The organism is Thermosynechococcus sp. M3746_W2019_013, assembly GCF_015296045.1.
Classification (GTDB): Bacteria; Cyanobacteriota; Cyanobacteriia; order Thermosynechococcales; family Thermosynechococcaceae; genus Thermosynechococcus.
This window is the reverse complement of record NZ_DVDW01000051.1, coordinates 48,075-71,920: the sequence shown is the minus strand read 5'-3', so window position 1 is coordinate 71,920 and position 23,846 is coordinate 48,075. Positions and strand designations below refer to the sequence as shown.

Annotated in this window: 16 protein-coding genes; 5 read left to right on the top strand and 11 right to left on the bottom strand. The window is 55.5% G+C overall.

Annotated elements, in window-relative coordinates; translation table 11 throughout:
- Position 1: 1 nt before the first annotated feature.
- The 8 genes from moaD to IGQ16_RS09570 are packed head-to-tail and all read right to left on the bottom strand — an operon-like array spanning position 2 to position 12,459.
- Entirely contained in the window at positions 2 to 265 is a 264-nt protein-coding gene (moaD, locus tag IGQ16_RS09605) for a molybdopterin converting factor subunit 1 (RefSeq protein WP_041428977.1), read from the bottom strand.
- A complete protein-coding gene (gene moaC, locus IGQ16_RS09600; protein WP_024124228.1) occupies positions 249 to 1,307 on the bottom strand; it encodes a cyclic pyranopterin monophosphate synthase MoaC in 1,059 nt (352 codons plus the stop codon). The genes moaD and moaC overlap by 17 nt, the downstream gene beginning before the upstream one ends.
- Before the next feature lie 4 nt (positions 1,308 to 1,311).
- Positions 1,312 to 2,277, bottom strand: coding sequence for a GTP 3',8-cyclase MoaA (moaA, locus tag IGQ16_RS09595; protein WP_024124229.1), 966 nt, complete (start codon positions 2,275 to 2,277; stop codon positions 1,312 to 1,314).
- Positions 2,278 to 2,282: 5 nt separating this feature from the next.
- Positions 2,283 to 3,458, bottom strand: coding sequence for a molybdopterin molybdotransferase MoeA (locus tag IGQ16_RS09590; RefSeq protein ID WP_024124230.1), 1,176 nt, complete (start codon positions 3,456 to 3,458; stop codon positions 2,283 to 2,285).
- An 11-nt stretch (positions 3,459 to 3,469) separates the two neighbouring features.
- Positions 3,470 to 4,165 carry an urease accessory protein UreF gene (locus tag IGQ16_RS09585; RefSeq protein WP_297040635.1) on the bottom strand — a complete coding sequence of 232 codons (696 nt, stop codon included), beginning with the start codon at positions 4,163 to 4,165 and terminating at the stop codon, positions 3,470 to 3,472.
- Complete coding sequence (ureE, locus tag IGQ16_RS09580) at positions 4,155 to 4,589, bottom strand: urease accessory protein UreE (RefSeq protein ID WP_297061231.1); 435 nt, start codon at positions 4,587 to 4,589, stop codon at positions 4,155 to 4,157. Before ureE ends, IGQ16_RS09585 begins: the two co-directional genes overlap by 11 nt.
- A complete protein-coding gene (locus IGQ16_RS09575; RefSeq protein ID WP_297061229.1) occupies positions 4,589 to 7,777 on the bottom strand; it encodes an ATP-binding protein in 3,189 nt (1,062 codons plus the stop codon). The genes ureE and IGQ16_RS09575 overlap by 1 nt, the downstream gene beginning before the upstream one ends.
- 56 nt (positions 7,778 to 7,833) lie before the next feature.
- Positions 7,834 to 12,459, bottom strand: a complete 4,626-nt coding sequence (locus IGQ16_RS09570) for a glutamate synthase-related protein (RefSeq protein ID WP_297061226.1) — start codon at positions 12,457 to 12,459, stop codon at positions 7,834 to 7,836.
- A 377-nt stretch (positions 12,460 to 12,836) separates the two neighbouring features.
- Here IGQ16_RS09570 and gyrA point away from each other — a divergent pair, with 377 nt between their 5' ends.
- The 4 genes from gyrA (at position 12,837) to IGQ16_RS09550 (ending at position 18,085) form a co-directional block, all read left to right on the top strand.
- On the top strand, positions 12,837 to 15,398 hold the full coding sequence (gyrA, locus tag IGQ16_RS09565) for a DNA gyrase subunit A (RefSeq protein ID WP_297061223.1): 2,562 nt from the start codon (positions 12,837 to 12,839) through the stop codon (positions 15,396 to 15,398).
- Positions 15,395 to 16,384: a hopanoid-associated sugar epimerase gene (gene hpnA / locus IGQ16_RS09560; RefSeq protein ID WP_297061222.1), complete on the top strand. Its 990-nt coding sequence runs from the start codon at positions 15,395 to 15,397 to the stop codon at positions 16,382 to 16,384. Before gyrA ends, hpnA begins: the two co-directional genes overlap by 4 nt.
- Before the next feature lie 49 nt (positions 16,385 to 16,433).
- A complete protein-coding gene (locus IGQ16_RS09555; protein WP_024124237.1) occupies positions 16,434 to 17,516 on the top strand; it encodes a class I SAM-dependent methyltransferase in 1,083 nt (360 codons plus the stop codon).
- 119 nt (positions 17,517 to 17,635) lie between these two features.
- The gene (locus IGQ16_RS09550; protein ID WP_024124238.1) at positions 17,636 to 18,085 is read left to right on the top strand and encodes a hemerythrin family protein; all 450 of its coding nucleotides are present in this window, start codon (positions 17,636 to 17,638) and stop codon (positions 18,083 to 18,085) included.
- Positions 18,086 to 18,094: 9 nt separating this feature from the next.
- On the opposite strand, the gene IGQ16_RS09545 is transcribed toward IGQ16_RS09550, so the two are convergent.
- From IGQ16_RS09545 to IGQ16_RS09535, 3 genes are all read right to left on the bottom strand, one after another.
- Positions 18,095 to 19,831, bottom strand: a complete 1,737-nt coding sequence (locus tag IGQ16_RS09545) for a diflavin flavoprotein (protein WP_024124239.1) — start codon at positions 19,829 to 19,831, stop codon at positions 18,095 to 18,097.
- Positions 19,832 to 19,934: 103 nt separating this feature from the next.
- Positions 19,935 to 21,353 carry a D-alanyl-D-alanine carboxypeptidase/D-alanyl-D-alanine-endopeptidase gene (gene dacB, locus IGQ16_RS09540; protein ID WP_297061217.1) on the bottom strand — a complete coding sequence of 473 codons (1,419 nt, stop codon included), beginning with the start codon at positions 21,351 to 21,353 and terminating at the stop codon, positions 19,935 to 19,937.
- The gene (locus tag IGQ16_RS09535; protein WP_024124241.1) at positions 21,319 to 21,810 is read right to left on the bottom strand and encodes a GNAT family N-acetyltransferase; all 492 of its coding nucleotides are present in this window, start codon (positions 21,808 to 21,810) and stop codon (positions 21,319 to 21,321) included. The genes dacB and IGQ16_RS09535 overlap by 35 nt, the downstream gene beginning before the upstream one ends.
- Positions 21,811 to 22,113: 303 nt before the next feature.
- On the opposite strand from IGQ16_RS09535, the gene IGQ16_RS09530 reads away from it, so the two are divergent.
- Positions 22,114 to 23,844 (top strand): succinate dehydrogenase/fumarate reductase flavoprotein subunit, encoded by a 1,731-nt coding sequence (locus IGQ16_RS09530; RefSeq protein ID WP_297040975.1) that lies wholly within the window; start codon positions 22,114 to 22,116, stop codon positions 23,842 to 23,844.
- Positions 23,845 to 23,846: the final 2 nt, after the last annotated feature.

Here is a 23,846-nt window from a genome sequence, read left to right as displayed (position 1 = left end):
GTTAACCCCCAGCAACGGGGGGAATAAAGACGACCTCATCTCCAGCTCGTAGGGGTTGATCCAGTGCCACAAACGTATCATTAGCCGCAACCTTAATCTGAGCCAGATCAAGGGTAAACCCGTACTGGGTCTTTAGTTCTTGGTATAGCTCACCATAGGTTTGGGCAGTGGTCACTCGCTCCTCCTGTTCCCGTGCGCTTTGCTCCCGCAGCTGGGCAAAGTAGCGCAAGTAAATTGTTCTAGGTGTTTTAGGGGCGTCGGACATGGTGTAGAGCTTCAAGATACTCTTCGGGGGTGTTGATGTTGGCAGTAATCGTCGGCTGAGGTGGGGTGATGCACTGGCAGGGCGATCGCTGGAGAATTTTCACAGGGCAGTAGATCTCCTCTGCATAGGCAGCTTCAAACACTGGCAGAGCTTGGGGGGTATAAATCGCACACAGTGGCTCTGGGAAGCCCTCTTGGGGATGGTGATAGCAAGTGGCCACCACATCTTCGCGGTAGTGGTGCAGTAGGGGAGCAAGGGTTTCCGCGGTCAAATAGGGTAAGTCACAGGCCACCACGAACCAGTTCACTTCGGGATAGGCGCGCAAGGCAGTTAAGAGACCGGCAATTGGCCCAATCTGGGGAAGGGTGTCTGGGAGAGTGGGCAGATCAGCAAGGGGCGTTCCCTGCCATTGATTGGTTCGGGCTGAAAGAAAGACCTGTTCACAGTATTGTGCCAACAAGTTGTAGAGGTATTGGGCATGGGGTTGGCCGTAATAGTCAAGAAGAGCTTTATCCTGTCCCATGCGCTGACTTTGGCCGCCGGTGAGCACAAGACCAAAGAGGGGATATTGACCTAGGGTTTTCTTGCCACCACTTTTGGCCAGAAGGCGCACCTCCCGAATCCCAATTTGGGGACTGAGGGCTTTGCACATGTCATAAATTGTTAGGGCTGCAATCGTCACTCCATGCAGACTTTCCATTTCCACCCCGGTGCGATCGCGGGTTTTGACTTCACAGCGCAGGCGAATCCGAAGGCCACTCTCCAGGGAGTCAATGTGGGTTTCAAAACGACAGCTGGTAATGGGTAGCGGGTGGCAAAAGGGAATGGCTGCGGCGGTACGTTTCACCGCCATTGTGCCGGCAATAATTGCCGTTTGCAGCACCGGCCCTTTTTTCAGGAAGAGCTCCTCCCCTTCCCTATAGGCCTGAAAGACAGGCGGCAATTCAACGAGGGCTTCTGCCACCGCCCGGCGATCGCTTACCGATTTCTCGCTAATATCCACCATCTGAGGTTGCTGGTTCTCATTGATGTGGGAGAGCATTCTCTTAGCCTCCAATTTGGTGCATCGCATGGTGAACTTCTGCGCTGCGCAGGCTGGGTTTCATTCCTAACACTTGCCCATAGGCAGCATAGCGTTCAGCTTTGCTCAAGCCCCGCAGGGAAACCCCCGCTTCTTTAAATAGACACGCCCTTAAGACACCATCTGCCGACAATCGCCAGCGAGAGCAGTGGCCACAAAAGGGCTGCGATTCTGAAGCAATGAAGCCAATCTGAGCCCCACAGGCGGTCTCAAAGTTAAACGAGGTGGAATCTTGAGGACGAGGGACAGGACGCAAATCGTAGTACTGGCGCAGGTGCTCAATCATGGTGGCGGCACTAACAAAGCGATCACTCCCCAAGTGGCAGGCATGGCCAATGCGCATCAGTTCCAAAAAACGCACCTCAACCCCTAAGGCTTTGGCGTACTCCACCATTGGCACCAACTCGTGATCATTGACGCCCGCCATCACAACCATGTTTAGCTTGACTTGAAACCCTTGGTCAGCAGCGGTGGCAATTGCTTCCTTGACTGCTTCCAAATGGTGGCCATGGCTAATTGCTGCAAAGGTCTGGGGGTCTAAGCTATCAAGGCTAATATTTAAACGTCGTACACCATAGCGATCAAGCAGGGGCAAAAAGGGAATAAGGCGAATGCCATTGGTGGTTAAGCGCAGTTCCGGTACACCCACTGCTACCAAAGCGGCCACAATCTCAGGAAACTCCGCTCGCAACAGTGGCTCGCCGCCTGTCAGCCGCACCGATTCAATCCCCAGTTCCACCAGTTCAGCTACAATCGTGGCATACTCAATTGGGGTGAGGTAGGTCTGGGTAGGCATGAAGGCTGCATCTAGGGGCATGCAGTAGGTACACCGCAAATTACAGCGATCCGTAACTGAGAGGCGTAACTTGCGAATTGAGCGCCCTTGGGTATCCCGCAGATGTTGTCTAGGAATGGCCCCGGTTACAACCATGACTCCTAACTCCACGGAAAATAGCGATAGCACTCGCCCGCGGCAAAGGCTTCTTGAGAGGCAGGCAGTTCTAAAAATCCATCGCTATCAGCCAAAACCAAAAAATCACCAGAATTTTGCATCGGCCGAGGGTGGGCAATCAGCTCAGCGGTTTTTGTAGTTTCTAGTTTAACGGGTAAAAAGTAGGTTAAGGGTTTCTCAAAGTAGAAGGGAGCAGCCAAGCGGGCATAGAGGGGCGGAATGTCCAATAGATAGCGGTGTAAACATACCAAACTGGAAACCGGGTTCCCCGGCAAACCAAATACGGCCGTTTGCTGGCGGTGATCCACGCCAAACCAGAGAGGCTTTCCAGGACGCTGGGCAACACCGTGGATATACTGCTGGACACCTTGATTGCGCCAGAGTTGTGGCAGATAGTCAAACTTACCCTTGGAAACGCCACCGCAGTAAATCAGAAGGTCGTAGTCTTGGCTCGCTTGGCAATAGTGGGTTGCCAGTTGTACTGGATCATCGGGCAAATGGGTGATGCTGACTTGGGTATAGCCTTGGTGCTTGAGGGCGGCCATCAAAGCATAGGCATTGGAGAGTCGCAGCTGATGGGGCTGGGGTGTTTCGTGGGGCGCAATCAGTTCATTGCCTGTAGCAATGATTTGGGTGCGGGGGGTGCGCTGAACACACACTTCGGTCTGTCCCACAGAGGCAAGAATGCCCCACGCTGGACTGTGCAAAGGGGTACCAGCGGCCAAAACGGGTTGACCGGCAGCAGCATCACTGCCACAGCGGTGGACAAATTGATAGGACGACCACGCTGCCGCACGTAGGATATGGGCAACACCGTCGCGAATCTCTAGGGCTTCATAGGGAATCACCAGATCACAGCCTTGGGGCAAGGCCGCACCGGTCATAACTTCAAAACAGGCTTGCGTATCCGTGAGTGTTGGCGGTACTTCACCCGCGGGAACCACCCCCAGAATCGGAAAAGCACGCTGACCAGACTGATAGGCTGCCCAGTTAAGGGCAATGCCATCCACCATGATGCGGTCAATGGGCGGGTAGGGGCGATCGCTGGTAATCGCTACCGCCAGTCTGCTGTACCAAGGCTCAGTCAAGGAAATGATCTCTGTGCCCCAAGCGGGCAAATGCTGCTGAATAAGGTCAACGGCTGTTTCAACGGAAATCATGGGCTAGACAATTAACTCCGAAATAGGCGGCAGTAGAGCGTTTCGTGCTGCATACTGGCGAGGGCTAAGCCCAACGTACAGCTTTCTAAGTTTAAGTTATCGTCTAAGTGATGGTCAGTCACATTTAAGCTTTGCTGTACCGTCTGCTGAATTTGCGGCTGAAGTTGGCGCAGAAGTACTTGCCCTGCTGTCTGACCAAGGGGAATCAGTTTCACCGTTGCATTGATCAGGGTGGTGACCCAACTGTGGAGATAGCCTAAAAGTGCGTTTTCTAGGGGAATGTCTGCAAGGGCAGCGGCAATACAAAAGGCAACACTGGTATTCCAAGGGTAGGGCTGGCCAGTCTGAAGTTCGGGGGGTAAGCGACCGAGGGCAGCGACAAGGTTGATCAATGCTGTTCCCATTTGCCAATTTTGGGCGCGCAGTTCGGCACTTTCGCGGGCAGCCGAGAGCCATGCATTCCACTGGTGAACGGCGTCAAAATCACCCTTGGCGATCGCTCGATAGACCCGCACCATGACTACTGTTTCCAAGTGGGCACTGCCAAAGGCCAGTTCAAAGCTTAGCCAGTCCTGTAGGGCTGCTGCTGAGGTGATCTTGCCTTGGGCAATGAGAGTCTCCAAGCCCTCGGAGTAGTTAAAGCCGCCAATCGGTAGAGCCGGACTCGCCCACTGAAGCAAGGCTAAAAGCGCTGAATCAGTGAGCATGGTAGGCACCGCGTTCGGGACAAAAGGGAGCGACTTCAAACGTCACCGTCAAGCCCCGCTGTTCAAGCATGGTTTGCAACACGGAATCTGCGCCCAAGCGAAGATAATCGGCGTGAATTTCCAAGGGGACGTGGCGATTCCCGAGATGGTAAGCGGCCTGTAGAAGGTCAAGGGGAGTGGTAGCCATCACCTTTAGCGTGGGTTCGGGTTTGGCGTGAACTGTGACTACCACCGTGCCGTCCTCGTCCCGAAGGCGATCGCCCGGCTCTAGGGTGATTTGACGGGGCAGCTTCAGATACAGTGACTCCCCCTCATCACTGTGGCAATGGAGACGACTGCAACACCGTTCCTCTGCGGTCAATGAGAGGTGCAACTGACGGGCATTTTCCAATGGTGTAGGGCAAAGTTGCGTCAGTGTGAACATTAAATCAGCGTTAATTCAACAATCTTATCAAAGCGGAATGTTTTCACTAGTTGCTGCAGGCCGGCAATCAAGGCGGCTTCTTCGGGTGGGATCTCAGCAATCAGTTCGCGAATACGTTTGGCATTGAGCTTTTTGGCGGCGGCTTGGAGTTCAGCAATCCAAGGGCGAGGCATCACCATTAAGGCGGCTGGATCAAGTCCCTGAGGAGGGGGGGCACTTGGGGGGGATAGAGCATCCTCGTAGGCATACTCTAGGTGCAACTGGGCGGCGAGTTGTTCAAAAATCGTTTGCGGATGGAAGGGCTTGGCAATATAGTCATCACAACCAAGATTCAGCAGTTCCTGTTTGTCCTGCTCAAAGCTACTGGCGGTAACGGCAAGAATTTTCGGGGAGCAGACGACTTCGCCGCGCCGCAGGCGATCGCCCACTTCTTTCTTGATCTGTCGCGTGGCCGTTTTACCGTCCATGACGGGCATCCGAATATCCATGAGAATGGCATGGGGCTGCCATGCTCGCCAGATCTCCACTGCCTCTTGACCATTGCTAGCTTCGCGACAACGAAATCCGACCGGTTCTAGGAGTTGAGTGAGGAGTTGGCGATTTTCAGGAATATCATCCACCACCAGAATGCGGACTTCTGAGGTGGGCGATCGCAGGCCAACAATAGCTTGTGCCTTTTCCTGCTGTAGCGATCGGGGATCTCCAAGGTCAATTGGCACTTCGAAGTAGAAGTGGCTGCCTTTCCCCTTGGTGCTACGCACCTGAATATTCCCCCCCATCAATTGCACAAACTGGCGGCTAATGGCCAACCCCAGACCGGTACCTTCGCTGACTTTTTTACTGCTATCGGTTTGGACAAAGGGCTGAAAAAGCATCTTCAACTCCTGCGGAGTCATGCCAATACCTGTATCACTGACTTCAAAGGCAAGGCGAGGGGGATCTGGGGCTGGATAGCTGACCTTGAGGCAGACGCTCCCCTCCTTGGTGAATTTAATGCCATTTCCCAGGAGGTTGACTAACACCTGGCGGAGCTTCATTTCATCGGTCGTCACCGCCACAGGCAGATTAGCAGGCAAATCAAAGACCAGACGTAACCCCTTGGCTTCAGCTCGCACCTTCAGCATCTCTTCCAGATCCCGCAGCATCCGCCGCAAATCAAAGGTGGTTTTCTGAAGTATCATCCGTCCAGCCTCAATTTTGGCCATGTCTAGGACATCGTTAATCAAACCCAGCAGGTGTTCGCCACTGCGATTAATCTTTTCAAGGGTTTGGCGATGCTGCGGTGCAAGGGTGCGATCGCTGAGCAAAATTTGACTAAAGCCGAGAATGGCATTGAGGGGGGTGCGCAGTTCATGGCTCATATTGGCCAGGAAAATACTTTTGGCTTTATTGGCGGCCTCCGCGGCTTCCTTAGCCTTGAGCAGCTCCCGCTCCGCTTGATGGCGTTGATGAGCAGCAAGGGCAATGGTCACAATATCAGCGACATTGGAGACAAAACTGCGTTCCTCCACTAGCCAAACCCGATGCTCACCAATACTCTCAACACAGATCACTCCCAATAATTGGCCATTGAAGATGATCGGGGCATCAATGCGGGAATACACCCGTTGCACTCTGGCATACTCCCGCAGTTCGTGGGTGCGCGGATCCGTGAGTAAATCATTGACGACGAGGGGTTCACCCGTACGCAGCAGTTTTAGGTACTCCGGATAGGGGGAATGGGTGAGGTACGTGGGTTGAGAATGGTTATTGGCGGCGGGGTCATACTGCACAACACACTTCAGGCGATCGCCCTGGAGTTCCCATGCCGAAGCCCGCTGGACGCGCAGTGTTGTTGCCGTGACCTGAATAATCTCCTGCAAGGCCATGCGAAAGTGCCCCTGCTGTACATGGGGAGATTGGCTGAGCTGAACAAGGGCAACATTGTGATCATGGAGCACCCGTTCTTTTTCGCTCAGTTGTTGGTTGGCGGCCTCAAGGGCAGCAGTACGCTGCTTCACCTTTTCTTCAAGCCGCTGATTAAAGTGGTGGAGTTCATCAAAACTCTCCTGGAGTTGTGCCGCCATATCCACAAAGGTGCGACCGAGGTTCCCCAACTCATCTTGGCTGTGGGTATCTACCTCCTCTGCAATGTCCAGATTGCCGAGGGCAATTTTGTGAGCAGCGGCAGCCAACCTCTGAATTGGGCGCACCATATAGCCGGTAACCCCCAAAGTCACCAGACTAATCAAACCAAAGGAGACGACGAGTATCAGCAGACCTGCCCATGTTTCTTGATGAATAAAATCCAGCAGCGCCTCTTCCCTCACCCGGATGGCCAGGCTCCAACCAACTTCGGGAATTGGGGTGTAAAAAAACCATTGCTGCTCATTGGAGACCCAATCAGTCATCCAAAGATGGCCACTGTGGCCACTGATCATCGCTTTAGCCAAAGCCGCCAGATCACTGCGGTTGTACTCCTTGGCAATGTAGAGGATTGACTGGCCAATGAGCTGAGGATCCCCGTGGAAGATAATCCGTCCCTTGCGATCCAGAACAAAAAACTGCGCCTGCCGTAGCCCTTGGATATCGATTTCCTGTTGCAGCGTTGGCAGTGCCACATCCACCGTGGCAACACCGCGAATTTGCCCCTGGCGGTAAAAGGGAACGGCATAGGTCACCATCCAGGCATTACCTGCCCCTGCATCAAAGTAGGGATCACTCCATTGCGGTTGGCCAGTGCGGATAGCTTCCCTGTACCAGTCCCATCTGACCTGGGTGTAGTCGTAGATGCGCCCAGTGTCCTTTTGTACCAGTCTGTTGCGATGTATGTCTCTGTAGACGTAGGGGGCAAATAAGCGTTTGCGAGGGGAGAAGCTGTAGGGGGTGAAAGCGATTGCTGTCCCATAGGCTAAACGGCTGATTTTGAGATTGCGACGCAGAAATGAATACAGCTCCTCCTCACGGACGGCAGGAAACGCTTCTAAGGCATTGGCACTGGTGGTTGCCAGCCCCGTGATTTCCTGTAGAGCATTGCTAAATTGCTGGGCATAGAGTGACGCTAATTCCCGCTGCCACGCTTCATAGTCAGCGGTACTGCGGCGGATGACCCGCGAGCGAATGTAGAGAAAGAGGCCAGTGTAGATGACCACGATGGGCAATAGCGTTCCCAGCAAAAGCTTATGGCGAAAGGATAGCTTGCTGAGCATGGCGATCGCCCCCCTATGTTTTTTTTATTTTAGGCTAGCTAGAAAAGAGCAAGGCTTTAGGAAAGGGGACTCAGGACTTTACTATCCGTCTGGGGTGCTGCCTCCCCCACCACCTCCGGTGTATTGGCTTCCGAGGGCGGCACCACCTGCCAAAAGAGGGGCAAATACTGCTCCCATCGCTCGAGAATCATGGCCGCCTTGGCACTGCCCGTGCGCTCGTGGTGGGCAATAATGAGTTGCTTGAGTTGAGCGGCGCCAATGGCAGAGGTGACCCGCTGCAGCTTGACAATTTCAGGGTTGACCTTGGCGGGGAAGTTACCGGCTTCATCCAAAACGTAGGCCAAGCCCCCTGTCATACCGGCAGCCACATTGCGACCCGTGGTACCCAAGACCACAACCACCCCACCGGTCATGTATTCACAACAGTGATCCCCTGTGCCCTCCACAACCGCATAGGCCTTGGAGTTGCGAACAGCAAAGCGCTCACCAGCACGGCCATTGGCAAAGAGGAACCCACCCGTGGCGCCATAGAGGCAGGTATTGCCAATAATGACGTTGTCCGCAGCTGCGTAAGGGGCATTGGCAGGGGGCTTGATAATGATTTCACCCCCGTGCATTCCCTTGCCCACGTAATCGTTGGCCTCGCCGGTGAGGTTCAGAATCATCCCCGGCAAATTGAAGGCCCCAAAGCTTTGGCCAGCACTGCCTCGGAAGTTGAGGGTAATCTGACCTTCAAAACCAGTGTTGCCGTACTTTTTGGCAATGACACCGGCAATGCGTGCCCCCACGGTGCGATCGGTGTTGACAATGGGCAGCTCTAGTTCAACGGTTTGCTGCTTCTCAATGGCGGCTTGCACCTCTGGGCGTGCCAAAATTTCATCATCGAGCACGGCACCGTTACTGTGCACGGTTTCGTGCTGCAACCAGCGGCGATCGCTCCGCGTATCGGGCAGCTTTGTGAGGCAAGCCAAATTCAGGGGGCCAGTCTTGGTCAGGGTGACATCCTGCCGCGGCACCAGTAAATCGGCGCGGCCAATGATCTCATTGAGGGTGCGATAGCCCAGTTTTGCCAGAATGGAGCGCACCTCTTCAGCAATAAAGAGGAAAAAGTTCACCACATGCTCAGGGAGGCCGGGGAAACGCTTGCGCAGGTCCTCTTTTTGAGTAGCCACCCCCACGGGGCAGTTATTGGTGTGGCAAATCCGTGCCATGATACAGCCCTCAGCAATCATGGCCACCGAACCAAACCCAAATTCCTCGGCACCCATCAGGGCTCCCATGACCACATCCCAGCCACACTTGAGGCCACCATCCACCCGCAGAATCACGCGATCGCGCAGTTGGTTTTCTAGGAGAACGCGGTGCACCTCCGTTAGGCCCAGTTCCCAGGGACTGCCGGCATGCTTAATCGAACTTAGGGGTGACGCGCCAGTGCCACCATCGTGACCGGAAATTTGAATCACATCGGCGTTGGCCTTGGCGACCCCAGCAGCAATCGTACCAATACCAATTTCGGCCACCAGCTTCACAGAGACTTGCGCTTGGGGGTTGATCTGATGCAGATCAAAGATGAGTTGCGCCAAATCCTCAATGGAGTAAATGTCGTGGTGGGGCGGCGGTGAGATCAAAGACACCCCCGGCTTGGAGCGCCGCAGCATGGCAATGTAGGGGCTGACTTTGCTGCCCGGCAGTTGCCCCCCTTCCCCCGGTTTCGCCCCCTGGGCAATCTTAATTTCAATTTGCTGGGCATTGATCAAATACTCGGGGGTGACGCCAAAGCGACCGGAGGCTACCTGTTTAATTGCTGAGCTAGCGGTATCGCCATTGCGCAAGCCCCGCAGATGGGGAAATTGGGGAGAGTGCCCCTGGGCATCCACATCCGTGAGCACTTGAAAACGAATGGGATCTTCACCGCCCTCGCCGGAGTTGGATTTGGCGCCGAGGCGGTTCATGGCGATCGCTAGCACCTCATGCGCTTCCCGCGAGAGGGCCCCCAAAGACATCCCCCCCGTACAGAAGCGTTTGACAATTTCACTGGCGGGTTCAACCTCCTCTAGGGGAATACTGGGGCGATCGCTTTGGAAGTCTAATAGATCCCGCAGTGCTGTGGGTACCCGACCGGTGAGTTGGCGACGATAGACCTCGTAATGGTCATAGCTATTGCTACTCACCGCCTTGTGGAGTGCCTTGGCCATCTCCGGATTATTCATGTGGTACTCGCCACCGGGACGGAATTGGACAAAGCCAAAGTTCTCCAGTTTCTTGGCGGTGAGTTCGGGGAAGGCCTTGTGGTGAAAGGCAATTGTTTCTTGAGCCAAGTCTTGGAGGGTAAGACCCCCCACCCGCGACGTGGTGCCAACGAAGGCCTTCTTGAGCAGGTCATCGCCAATGCCAATGGCCTCAAAAATTTGGGCACCGCGGTAACTAGCAATCAAAGAGATGCCCATCTTGGAGAGGATTTTTAGGAGTCCCTCCTCGACTGCTTTGCGATAGTTGGCCTGCACCTGTTGCAGCGTCAGCTGCGGTAGTTTGCCCTTGGCCATCAAGCTTTGGGTGCGATCGCTATGCCACCACTGGCGAATCGTTTCCCAGCTCAGGTAGGGACACACTGCCCCCGCCCCATAGCCAATCAGACAGGCAAAGTGATGGGTACTCCAGCATTGGGCGGTTTCCACCACCAGGGAGACCCGCCGGCGAATGCCCTGGGCAATCAAGTGGTGGTGCACTGCACCGACGGCCAATAGGGGCGGAATGTAGGAGGTGTCCGCATCCAGAAGATGGGGTTCGCCGGCAAGGTTGTGGCGATCGCTGAGCACCAGGATTTCGGCACCTGCTGCCACTGCAGCGGCGGCCTGTGCGCAGAGCCGATCCACAGCAGCCTCAAGCGCCGCAGGCCCCCCGGCGATCGCAAACTGCGTTGAAAGGCGAGTGGTGCCAAAGGGGGCCTTGAGAATTTCCTCTAGCTCCGCCTCGTTGATCAGGGGTGAATTGAGTTGCAGGAGGCGAGCATGTTCCGGGCTTTCAACGAGCAGATTCCCTCGCTTACCAAGGCGAGTCACCAGTGACATCACCAGTTTTTCCCGCAGCGGATCAATGGCGGGATTGGTCACTTGGGCAAAGCGCTGTTTGAAGTAGTCGTAGAGCAAGTGGGGTTGCTGAGACAGCACCGCCAAGGGAATGTCGTCCCCCATGCAGAAGGTGGGTTCCTTGCCGTCCTTCGCCATGGCCTCAATGATCATTTCCACATCTTCGGCACTGAAGCCAAAGGCCATTTGCTGTTGCAGGCAGGTTTGCGGATCAAGTGTGGGGGCTTCGCCGTAGGGTTGGGGAGTAAGCTCTTGGCGATAGGTTTTCAGCCATTCACCGTAGGGCTGCTGCTGTGCCACCCGCTGCTTGATTTGCCAGTTGGTGAGCAGTTCTTGGTGCTCCAAGTCAACGGCAATCATCTGCCCGGGACCTAGACGGCCTTTTTCAATCACCGTTGCTTCGTCAATTTGAATACTGCCCGCCTCCGAAGCCACAATCACTAGGTCATCACTGGTGAGGGTGTAGCGGGCGGGTCGCAGGCCATTGCGATCGAGGGTGGCGCCGACAATTTTGCCATCGGAAAAGGCCACCAAGGCAGGACCATCCCAAGCCTCTTGAAGGCCGCCGTAGTATTCATAAAAGTCCACCACCTCTGGGTGATCCGCCAAATCGGGCTGATTTTGATAGGCCTCGGGAACCAGCATCATCATTGCCTGCAAGGGCTGTCGTCCCGATTGCACCAGCAGTTCAAGAACGTTGTCGAGGTTCGCGGAGTCGCTGTTTTCGGCATTAACAATGGGCAGCAGGTCGGCAAAGGCATCTCCCCAGTAGGGATGGCTCAATTGAGCAGAGCGCGCCCGCATCCAGTTAATATTCCCTAGGAGGGTATTGATTTCGCCATTGTGCCCCAGCATCCGCATTGGTTGCGCCAAGGCCCACTTGGGCATTGTGTTGGTACTAAAGCGCCGGTGATACAAAGCAAAGGGGGTAATGTACTTCGGGTTGCGTAGATCGTCGTAAAACTGGGCCAGCACCACCGATCGCACCATGCCCTTATAGACAATCGTGCGGGTCGAGAAGGAACAAATATAAAAGTCCCGTTGCCAGTCGGCTTTCGTTTGGGCGATCGCGCGCTCAATGCGCTTGCGGGTCAAATAGAGTTGCCGCTCCAGTTCATCGCCACTGGCTTTGCTCGAAGCCACAAAAAGCTGCTCAATCTGAGGCTGAGTTTGTTTTGCTTGCACCCCCAACACACTGGGGTTCACGGGCACAGGTCGCCAGCCCAACAGGCGCAGCTCATTTTCACTGAGGACTTTTTCAACAATGGCTTTGGCCACTGCTGTTGCCGCCCCTTGGGGTAAAAAGATCATCGCCACCCCAATCCGCTGTCGCGGCACACCAAACTCCGGCAACAATTCCCACGGAATCGCCGTCATGATGCCAGCGCCATCCCCGGAATCGCGATCGGCACTACAGCCCCCCCGGTGTTCAAGGCAGGTCAATCCCTCAAGGGCTTGGGTCAAGATGCGGTGACTGGCCACCCCCTTGCGATGGGCAACAAAACCCACACCACAGGCATCTCGCTCGGCCACAAGCCAAGGCTGTCCATGGTAACCAACTTGATGCACGGAGGAAGCAAAGGTGGATTGTTGCATGGGTCTGAAAGCGTTCAATCGACTGAGGGATTCAAACGTTGTCTTGGCAACAGCAACCTGCTCTAGGGACTGAAAAACGCCACGACTCCCACGGGTGAGCCAAGGCGACAGTTAGGGATTAGAGAGTGCTGGCAATGGAGCAACGTATAGGGTCTTTCGCTATTATAGGGGTTTCTTTTGGATCCAGAAACGCCAAAGCAAGAGATTGTTAAGGTTTGGCTATCGGCCCAGCAAAACCAGCGCTCGCCGCGGCGGACTTGAGGGCTAGAATGCCGCAGCAGAGAGGGGTTGAGGTTGGCTTCGGGCGAGCGTGATATCATTAAATTTTCCACCTGAACAACAAGGCTTCCAGATCAATTGCTTGGTAGAACACGCCCATGAGCTTTGCTGCTGATTCTTCTCGGATCATTCCCACTGAGTTACGGGAGGAAATTTCGCGCTCCTACCTTGAATATGCCATGAGCGTCATTGTTGGGCGTGCCCTTCCCGATGCCCGCGATGGTCTCAAACCGGTCCACCGCCGGATTCTTTATGCAATGCACGAGTTGGGGCTGACCAGCGATCGCCCCTTTCGCAAATGTGCCCGTGTGGTGGGGGAAGTGCTAGGGAAATATCACCCCCACGGCGATTCGGCGGTCTATGATGCCCTGGTGCGGATGGCTCAGGACTTCTCCATGCGTCACCCCCTCATTGAGGGTCATGGCAACTTTGGCTCCATTGACAACGATCCACCGGCGGCAATGCGGTACACCGAGTGTCGGCTGCAAGCCCTGGCCACGGAAGCCCTGTTGCAGGACATTGAGCAGGAAACCGTGGACTTTGTGGATAACTTTGATGGCTCCCAGCAGGAACCCCTGGTTTTACCGGCACGCATTCCCCAGTTGCTGCTCAATGGGACCTCCGGCATTGCCGTGGGGATGGCCACGAATATCCCGCCCCATAACTTGGGGGAACTGGTGGATGGGCTGGTGGCCCTAATCCATCATCCTCAGATCAGCGATCGCGAGCTAATGCACTACATTCCGGGACCTGATTTTCCCACCGGGGGGCATATCCTCGGCCAAGGGGGGATTGAAGAGGCCTACACCACCGGTCGCGGTTCGATTACGCTGCGGGCAGTGGCCACGATTGAAACCCTTGAAGCGCCGGGTCGCCAACCCCGTGAGGCCATTATCGTTACGGAGTTACCCTACCAAACCAACAAGGCAGCACTGATGGAAAAAATTGCCGAGTTGGTCAATGAGAAAAAAATTGAGGGCATTGCCGATCTGCGCGACGAAAGCGATCGCGATGGGATTCGGGTGGTGATTGAGCTAAAGCGGGATGCCTACCCCCGCGTGGTGCTGAACAATCTTTACAAGCAAACGCCGCTACAGGTCAATTTTGGGGCCAATATGCTGGCGATCGTCAACGGCGAGCCGCAACTGCTGACCCTCAAGCGCAGTTTAGAGGTGTTCCTTCGTTTCCGCGAAGAGGCGATCGCCCGCCGTACCCGCTATGCCCTGCGCAAGGCCGAAGAACGGGATCACCTGCTCCAAGGATTGCTGGTGGCGCTGGCCAATCTCGATGCCGTGATTCAACTCATTCGCAGCGCCAGTGACACTGCCCTTGCTCGCCAGCAATTGATGCAAACCTATGCCCTCAGTGAGGCCCAAGCCGATGCCATTTTACAGATGCAACTGCGGCGCCTCACCGCCCTAGAGGCGGAAAAAATTGAGCGGGAGCATGCGGAGCTGCAGCGGCAAATTGCCGATTACCGGGATATTTTGGCCCATCGGCAGCGGGTACTGGAGATTATTGAAAAAGAAGTGACAGAACTCAAGGCCAAGTATGCCACGCCGCGGCGATCGCGAATTGTACAAGCGGATGGGGAGATTAGCGACACCGATTTAATTGCCAACGATAAATCCGTCATTCTCGTTACCCAGCAGGGCTACATCAAGCGGATGCCGGTGGATACCTTTGAAGCCCAAAGTCGCGATGGCCGGGGACGCAAAGGAGCAGAGATTAAGGAAGATGATGCCGTTGAGCACTTCTTTAGCTGTAATGATCACGATCGCATTCTTTTCTTTAGCGATCGCGGTTTAGTCTATGCCTTGCCCGCCTACCAAATTCCCAGTGGCTCCCGCCAAGCCCGCGGCACCCCCATTGTTCAACTGCTACCCATTCCCCGCGAGGAAAAAATTACCTCCGTCATTGCTGTCCAAGAATTTAGTGAAGATGAGTATCTCGTGATGCTCACCCGTAAGGGCTTCATTAAGAAAACACCACTGGCGGCCTTTAGTAATATCCGCGCCAATGGCCTGATTGCGATTTCCCTTGAAGAGGGAGATCAACTGCGGTGGGTGCGCCGTACCCGCGAAGAGGACACCATTATCATCGGCTCGCGCCAGGGCATGGCGATTCATTTTCGCGCCAGTCACGATCAACTGCGCCCCCTTGGCCGTGCCACCCGGGGGGTCAAATCCATGAGCCTGCGGCCGGGGGATGAACTGGTGGGGATGGATATTCTACCGGCGGCGATCGCCAACCGTTTTGCCGCCACCCCTGAGGATGACCGTGCCGAGAGTGAAGATGCTGAGGAAACAGTCGTTCACAGTGAAGGCCCTTGGGTACTGGTGATCACCACCAATGGCTACGGCAAGCGGGTACCGGTGCAACAGTTCCGGCTGCAAAACCGCGCTGGCATGGGCATTACCGCCACCAAGTTCAAAGCCAAAAGCAATGAGGATCAACTGGCGGCGCTGCGGATTGTCAATGCCGAGGATGAACTGATGATTGTTACCAGTCGCGGCATCATCATTCGCCAAAAGGTGATGGACATTTCCTCACAGTCGCGATCGGCCACGGGCGTCCGTCTGCAACGGCTAGATGAGGAGGATGCAATTGTCACGGCAGCGGTCCTGCCCCCCGGTAGCATGGAGGCAGCGGCAGATTGAGCACTACCGCCTTTCTCACGGGTGCCAGTGGCTTTGTCGGTACCCATGTGGCTCAGGTTCTCGCAGAAGGGGGCTATCGTGTCCGTGCCCTGGTGCGACAACCGCAGCGGGCCGATCATCTCAAGCCATGGGATGTGGAGCTGGTGCAAGGGGATTTATGCACTAGCGACCTCGTCACCTTGATGGAGGGGTGCCAAGTGCTCTTCCATGTTGCAGCCCATTACAGTCTGTGGCGGCGCGATCGCCGCCTTCTCTATGCCGTTAATGTGGAGGGCACCCGTCGCATCTTGGCCGCTGCCCGTGAGGCTGGTATTGAGCGCACGGTTTACACCAGTTCCGTCGCCGCCATTGGTGTTGATCCCAGTGGCCAACCCACCACCGAAGCCTACCAAAGCCCCCCCGAAAAGCTGATCAGCGAGTACAAGCGCTCCAAGTACTGGGCAGAGCAGGTGGCTCACGAGGCAATCTCCCAAGGCCAAGATATTGTGATTGTCAACCCCAGTACCCCCATTGGTGCTGGGGATGCAAAGCCCACCCCCACCGGTGAAATCATCCTGCGCTTTTTACGGCGACAGATGCCCTTTTACGTCAACACGGGGTTGAACCTGATCCATGTGCGGGATGTGGCGATCGGTCATCTTTTGGCCTTAGAAAAAGGCAAAACGGGTGAACGCTACATCCTCGGTCACCAAAACCTAACGCTGGCAGACATTCTGGGACGATTAGCCGCGATGACTGGGCTGCCGCGCCCCCTTGGCGAAATTCCCATTGGGATTCCCTTAGTGGTGGCTTGGTTGGATGAAGTGGTGCTGGGGGCTTTGGGCAAACCCCCCGCGATTCCTGTGGATGGGGTGCGCATGGCCCAGCAAAAAATGTTTTACGATGCCCGCAAAGCTGTGGCTGAATTGGGTTTGCCCCAGACGCCGATTGATGAGGCACTGCGGGACGCTGTGACTTGGTACCGCGAACGGGGGTACTGCCCCTAGGGTTTGCGATATAGTGGGGAATGGAAATTATGAAGTTTAGTTAAGAGCTATGTTGGTTGCGCCCTTTGCCTCTCAGTTGCCCTTTGTGGAAGAGACGCTTCACAGTAGCTATCAAGCCCTGCAATGGGGTAAAAACATTTTTGCGATCGCCCACAAAACCCTGAGTGCGCGGCTTTTGAATACGGTCTTTCCCACGGAAGAACGGACGCAACCCCTCAGCCCCGAATTGCAAGCCTGGCTCAAGGAACGCTACGAAACTCTACTCCAGCAAGATTGGCAGGACGCCGCCGCAGGTTTCTATCCTGCTGCCCTGCTCTTTGATGCCCCTTGGGAAGAGTTCCTCCGCTTTTATCCCCTGCTGTTGCTAGACTTGCCGCAGATGTGGCAGCGGGCGCGATCGCGCCAATTTCAGGAGTTTGCTAAAAACCTGCGCCTTGAGGACTATCCGCAGTACTATCGGCAGAACTTCCACTACCAAACCGATGGCTACCTCAGTGAAACCTCCGCCAACCTCTACGATGTCCAAGTGGAACTGCTCTTTGGTGGCACGGCAGATGCAATGCGGCGGCGGGTGATTGCCCCCATTGCCCAACATTTTGTTGCTCATCCCCCCGCGCCACCCCTGCGCATTCTCGATGTTGCCTGTGGCACCGGTCGCACCCTAAAACAACTGCGCTACGCTTTCCCAGCGGCGGTGCTCTTTGGCCTTGATTTGTCCCCCGCCTACCTGCGCAAAGCCAACGCCCTACTGGCGACCCAGGCGGGTGCGCTGCCGCAACTGATTCAGGGCAACGCTGAAAGCCTGCCCTACGTGGATAGCTATTTTAGCGCCATCACCTGTGTCTTTCTCTTCCATGAACTGCCCGCCCCCGTGCGCCAAAACGTGATCTATGAATGCGCCCGCGTTCTGCAGCCGGGAGGCATCTTTGTCATCTGTGACTCAATTCAAGCCTTGGATTCCCCAGAGCAGCGTCCGATGATGGAAAACTTTGCCAACCTTTTCCACGAGCCCTTTTACCGCAACTATATCGAGGATGATCTCAACATTCGCTTAGAAAAGGCGGGTCTGGTGGTCAAAGAGGTGCAGCACCACTTTATGAGTAAGTATTGGGTAGCGGTTAAGCCTTCTTAGCCCAAAAGCCCTAGTCCGCTACGGTTTGTAACAGTGCCTACCTGCTGCAATGGGAAGCAGCTAGGCTGAAGGCAATAGGTCAAAATACTTTTTCCCGTTGCAATCGGGAGGGTTTATTCATGGATGGGCTGGCATGGCAGGCAGCGTTTGTCTCTGGCTTGGCGAAGGTCGATCAGGAGCATCAGGCACTCTTGGAGATGTTACAGCAGCTACGCTCGGCGATCGCCGCCGGGGCAACCTTTTCCCAGGTCAAGCCGCAGTTACAAGCCTGCGCCAGGGAAACGGAACGCCACTTTCAGCACGAAGAGACCCTGATGGCTACTGCCAACCATCCCCTCTATCTCTCCCACCGTGCCGCTCACCAAAATTTGCTGCGAGATTTGAGTGGCCGGCTTGAGGAGGTGCACAGGCATCCTGAAAACCTAACGCCGGCAACGATAGAGGCCATTGGTACTCTGGTGGTCCGCCATATTTGCGAAGAAGATTTGCCGATGCTTTATCTGCTCACCCATCCCGAGGAGCTAGCGCAGCAACAAGGGGCTGAATTAACCGCTGAAAACGCGTTCTAGATGCCTGGGCTAACTGCTGGTTTTGCGATGTTGGATTGCGGTTAAGCCACTGGTTTGCAGCAACTCGCCACTTTCGACCACGGCATAGATGAGCCAGTGATTGCCACAGTTCATGCGGGACTCTACGGTGCACTCCAAATAGGCAAGGGCATCGAGCAAAATGGGGGCACCACTCTCAGCGCTTTTGAGGCCAAGCGTCGCTAGCTGTTGCTCCCCCAGGCGTTGCGCCTGCTGAAATTGACGTACTAGGGGACTGCCTTCCTTGAGAATATTCAAGACAAAGCGATCGCCCACTAGGCAGAGGCTTTCCGCCCATTCCTGGGGCAAGGACACCGTGATGCCAGGGGGATGAAAAGAGGCTTGGGAGACCGACGACACCAAAATAGCCGCCGCTTGGGTAAGGTGAAAACACCCTTCGGGTAGGGTGGTCAGAACACACAGGGAACCGACCACCCGATTCACAGCCTGTTCGGTGCGATCCACTTGTGCCTCCGCTAGACTGGGAGGGCGAACAGTGCGGCTCTTGCGCAGTTTTTTCAGGGCTTGGGCAAACTCGCTGGCAGCAATTTGGCATTTTTCAAGATCGCTAGCTGTGGGGGTAAACTTCACCCGCAGTGTTTCAAAGCCAAGGGTATAGCCGGCATCAACGAGCTTTTGCTCAATGTCATCAATGGCCTCGCCACTCCAACCGTAGGAGCCAAAGACCCCAGCCAGCTTGGTTTGGCTGCCTTCTGCCAAGATAAAGCCCAAGGCGGTCTGCACCTGGGTCGGCATGTGCCCTCCTAGGGTGGGCGAGCCAATGATAAAGCCGTCGCTACTGTGGATCAAGGCTTGCATTTCCGCTGGGGGAGTGGTTTCACAGTTAACAGCTTCCACTTGAACGCCGGCGGCGGTTAGCCCCTGGGCAATCGCATTGGCCAGAATTGCCGTATTGCCATAGGCAGAGGCATAGAAAAGCGCTACCTTGGTGTCCTGTGCCGTTTGGGCTTGGCACCAGTCGCGATAGTCCTGAAAGAGGCGGCTACGGCTAAACTTGACAATCGGGCCGTGGGCGGGGGCATAGAGGCGCGGGGGCGGTGTCAGTTCTGCCAAGCGATCCAAAATGCTTTCCACTTGGCGGGTTTGTGCTGCATGCAAACATTCAAAGTAGTAGGCACGATCCTCATCCAGTTTTTTCCACTGCTCATCGTAGAGACTATCGCCACAGACATGGGCACCAAAGAGCTTGTCGCTGAACACAATTTGATTTTGGGGATCAACGGTCATTAGACCATCGGGCCAGCGGGGCGTAGCAGCGGCAATAAACATGAGTTGGCGATCGCCCCCCAACTCCAAGGGGGTTTCCGCCCGCGGAATCCAGAGATTCAACTGCTCACCAACCGCAGAGCGCAATGCCACTGCTGCAGCCTTAGAGCAGACAATAGTGATCTGGGGCGCTTTTTCCAGCAAGACCTTGACGGTGGCAAGGCGATTGGAGTTGACATGACTGAGAATCAGGTACCGCAGTTGACTCAGATCAATGTGCTGCTGGAGTTCTTGTAAATAAATCTGGGTAAAGGATTCCCCCGGCGGATCTAGAAGCGTGGGTTGGGGGGCCTGAATGAGGTAGGAATTGGAGGTGGTTCCCTGTTGGCGGCCATATTCTACTTCAAACTTCAGCCGATCCCAAGTGCGCGATCGCAGAACCAAAATCCCCGGTGCAATTTCCGCCACTTGAACGTCCCGCGGACGCGTTTCCGTTAGCATTGGATACCTCCTAAAATTTACCCCGCCGATTGCCGACAGCCTGAGCACTGCTCGCCAAGATTCGGCACCCCTTTTTGAGAACACTATAACGCAGTTCCCTAGATTACAAATGACGGTGGAACCCTAGCCCCCAGCGATCGCCCCCAACCTCTGAGGCGCGATCGCAAGCCCGCAATTGGGCGAGCAGAACCACCATCCGATCCAACCCCGCACGCAGGTGTGCCGTTGTTTCCCCTGCTTGATTGACAACCATGCTAAAGACTAGGGGGCGATCCTCGAGGGGTTCCACATAGCCTGCTAGGGCAGCCACCCCTCGCAAAGTCCCTGTTTTGGCCCAGACGCGATCCTGAGCTGCCGTATCCCGCAGACGCTGGCGCAGGGTTCCGGATCGCCCCGCAAGGGGGAGCGATCGCCGCCACAGCAAGGCATGATCGGTGCGCGCCATTTGTTGCAACAGCGTCACTAAACCATTGGGGGTCAGCCAATTTTGCCGCGACAGTCCGGAACCATCCACTAACACAGCCCCTTGCACCCCAATCTGCGCCAAGTAACGTTGGCGATAACCGGGTTGTGCAGCCTCCAGAGCTGCAAAGAGCATTTCTGCATAGAAATTGTCACTCTCTTGGAGAATTGGCAAGATTAACTGGCCTAGGGGGGGTGAGGCATGGCGCACCAATAAATCCGGTAACGGCTCTGCTGTTTCCACAGGGCGAATCTGCTGCACCTGAATGCCTGCTTGGGCAAAGGCACGCTGCACCTGCTGCTGAAGATAGGGGATGGGCTCCCGCAGGGGAATGCGCATTTCTGCTGGCTCACTGCCCCTATGGAGTTGACCGCGCACAATGATCTGCTGGCCGCGCACCTCACTTTCCAAAAATTCCGGCTCAGAGGGAGCCACGGTGCGGGTCTCATTGACCACTCGAAAATTAGTCTCCGGCTGCCGTAGGGCTAAGGGTTGACCCAACTGTTGCGGTCTCACCTCTAGGTTGAGGGCATTTTGATTAATACTTAAGCGCAGAATGACGGCGGCATTGCCCATCGTGAGGTCTTCGATTGCCCATGTGGGTTCAATCGTCACGGGTGTTACGCCGCCAAGCTCCAAGACTTGAATCTGGCGAATCCCCTGCTGAGCAAGGCTAGTGGCCATTTGTTGCAGGGCTTGGCTGCTGAAACTGGGATCAAAACTGCCCTGAAGACGCAGGGTTGTTCGGTCGGGCGATCGCGCGCTCAGGGTGGTGACAAAGCGATGACTCGCTCCCCAGTAGTCAAGGGCAGCAGCTACCGTGGTCAGCTTCACATTCGAAGCCACCAAAAAGAGTTTTTCCCCTTGGTGGTTGTAGAGCACCTCGCCACTGCTCAAATCCCGCACCACAATGCCCCACTGTCCCCGTTGCCATTGGGGATTTTGGATCTCCTGTGCAATAGCGCGAGCCAAGTCTTGGCGGCAGAGACCAAAGACGGCAGGGGAAACCAGCAGGAGAATAAGACTAGCAGGGGGCAGAAGCCATCGAAGCCATACCATGGAGCACTACGTCCTTGACATAGACCCGATCGCAGCGCTGCGTTTCCACACCCGTGGCGGGCCGATAGCCCGCCTTCTCGTACAAATGCACAGCCACAGTCATCACTGAGGCGGTTTCAATCCAGATTTTGCGGTAGCCCGCCGCTTGAATTGCTGCTTCCAGATGGTGCAGGAGGAATGTCCCTAGGCCTTGGCCACGCACCCGCGGATGAAGGTACATCTTGCGAATTTCCACAGCCGCTTCGCCCCGCTGAATGGGATAGAAAGCAATTGTGCCAACGACTTCCGCAGCTTGCTCCACCACCCAAAATTGTCCACCCCGGCGATGGTAGTAATCTTCAACGTGAACCACATCGGCATCGGCTCCCTCGGGTTGCCAAGAAAGGCCAAACTCACTGAGGACATTGGCAATGAGGTGCATGACCGCTGCCCGATCGCGATCGCACCAATGGCGCACCCCACACCCCCCATAGTGAAGAAAAAATGCACTCAAGGACGGCTGCCTCCAGTAGAATGACAGTTCTTTTCACAGAGAGAGAACCCAGGCAAAAGCATCAAAACCACTCTGCCTCAACGGTCGTGGCGAAGACCGGCCTTCGGGCACCCCACTGAAAAAAGAACCGTACTGCCACTCTAACGATTCAGCGTGAGGCGCGCAAGATCATTTTGCGACTGTTTTTATCTTGGTTTCATCTTTGCTGCCGCCGTCACTCTCCTAATCGCCAAACTAGTATAGGAAAGGATGCTGAACAAACGGACGATGCAAGACTTTGGCGTTGTGATTGTCGGTGGTGGCCTAGCAGGCTGTCGGGCTGCTTTGGAAATTTGCCGGCTGGCCCCCGAGACCCCCATTGCCCTTGTGGCCAAAACCCATCCCATTCGTTCCCACTCCGTTGCCGCCCAAGGGGGCATTGCGGCTACCCTCAAAAATGTGGACACCGAAGACTCTTGGGAAAGCCATGCCTTTGATACGGTCAAGGGGTCAGACTTTCTTGCGGATCAGGATGCTGTAGCCATTCTTGCCCAAGAAGCGCCCGGTGTGGTGATTGACCTTGAGCACTTGGGGGTGCTCTTTTCTCGCCTGCCCGATGGCCGCATTGCCCAACGTCCCTTTGGCGGTCACACTCACCCGCGCACCTGCTATGCCGCCGACAAAACGGGTCATGCCATTCTCCACGAACTCTACTGCAATCTCCTGAGGTACAATGTCACCTTTTTGAGTGAGTGGTATGTGCTGCGGCTGATTGTCGAGGAGCAGCAGGCCAAGGGGGTCGTTGCCTACCACATTGAAACGGGTCAACTGGACATTCTGCGGGCACCCGCCATTCTTTTTGCCACAGGGGGCTATGGTCGGGTCTTTAATACCACGTCTAATGATTTTGCCTCCACTGGGGATGGCTTAGGGATGACGGCACGGGCAGGCTTACCCCTTGAGGATATGGAGTTTGTGCAATTTCACCCGACGGGGTTGTATCCAGCGGGCGTCTTAATTTCTGAGGCGGTGCGCGGCGAAGGGGCTTATCTACTCAATGCCGAGGGGGAACGCTTTATGGCACGCTATGCCCCCAGTCGTATGGAACTGGCTCCCCGTGATATTACCTCGCGGGCGATCGCCATCGAAATTCGCGAAGGGCGGGGCATTCACCGTGATGGTTCTGCGGGTGGGCCTTTTGTCTATCTCGATGTCCGCCACTTGGGTCGCGAAAAAATCCTGAATCGCATTCCCTTCTGTTGGGAGGAAGCCCATCGCTTGGCGGGGGTGGATGCGGTGGTGGCGCCGATTCCTGTGCGTCCGACAGTGCACTACTCCATGGGGGGGATTCCGGTCAATGTCAATGGTCAGGTGCGGGCCAATGCCACAGAAATGGTGACAGGGTTTTATGCCGCCGGCGAATGTGCCTGTGTCTCGGTGCACGGTGCCAATCGCTTGGGCAGTAATTCTCTCTTAGAATGTATAGTCTATGGCCGCCGCACCGGTGCCGCGATCGCCAAGGATTTACCGAGTCTGCCCCGCCCCCAATTGGACCCCCAGCCCTATCTACAAGCAGCAGAGCAGCAGATTCAACACCTCTTTGATCAAGCAGGGGATCTGCGCCTTGCCCAACTGCGGCGGCAAGTACAGGATTGTATGACCCAATACTGTGGTGTCTTTCGCACGGCTGAGTTAATGCAGCGGGGCTTAGGGGAATTGCAACAGCTCAAGGCTGCCTATGGCCGGATTCGTCTTGACGATCGCCAGCGCTATTGGAACACAGAGCTGATAGAAGCCTTTGAGTTGGCCAATATCCTAGTGGTTGCTGAAGTCATTTTAAGCAGCGCCCTTGCCCGCCAAGAGAGTCGTGGTGCCCACTTCCGTGAGGACTATCCCCAGCGGGATGATGTCAACTTCCTATGCCACACCCTAGCCACCTATCACAACAGCAACGGCATTCAGATTGACTATCTGCCCGTCACCATTACCCTGTTTCCCCCCCAAGAGCGCACGTATTAAAG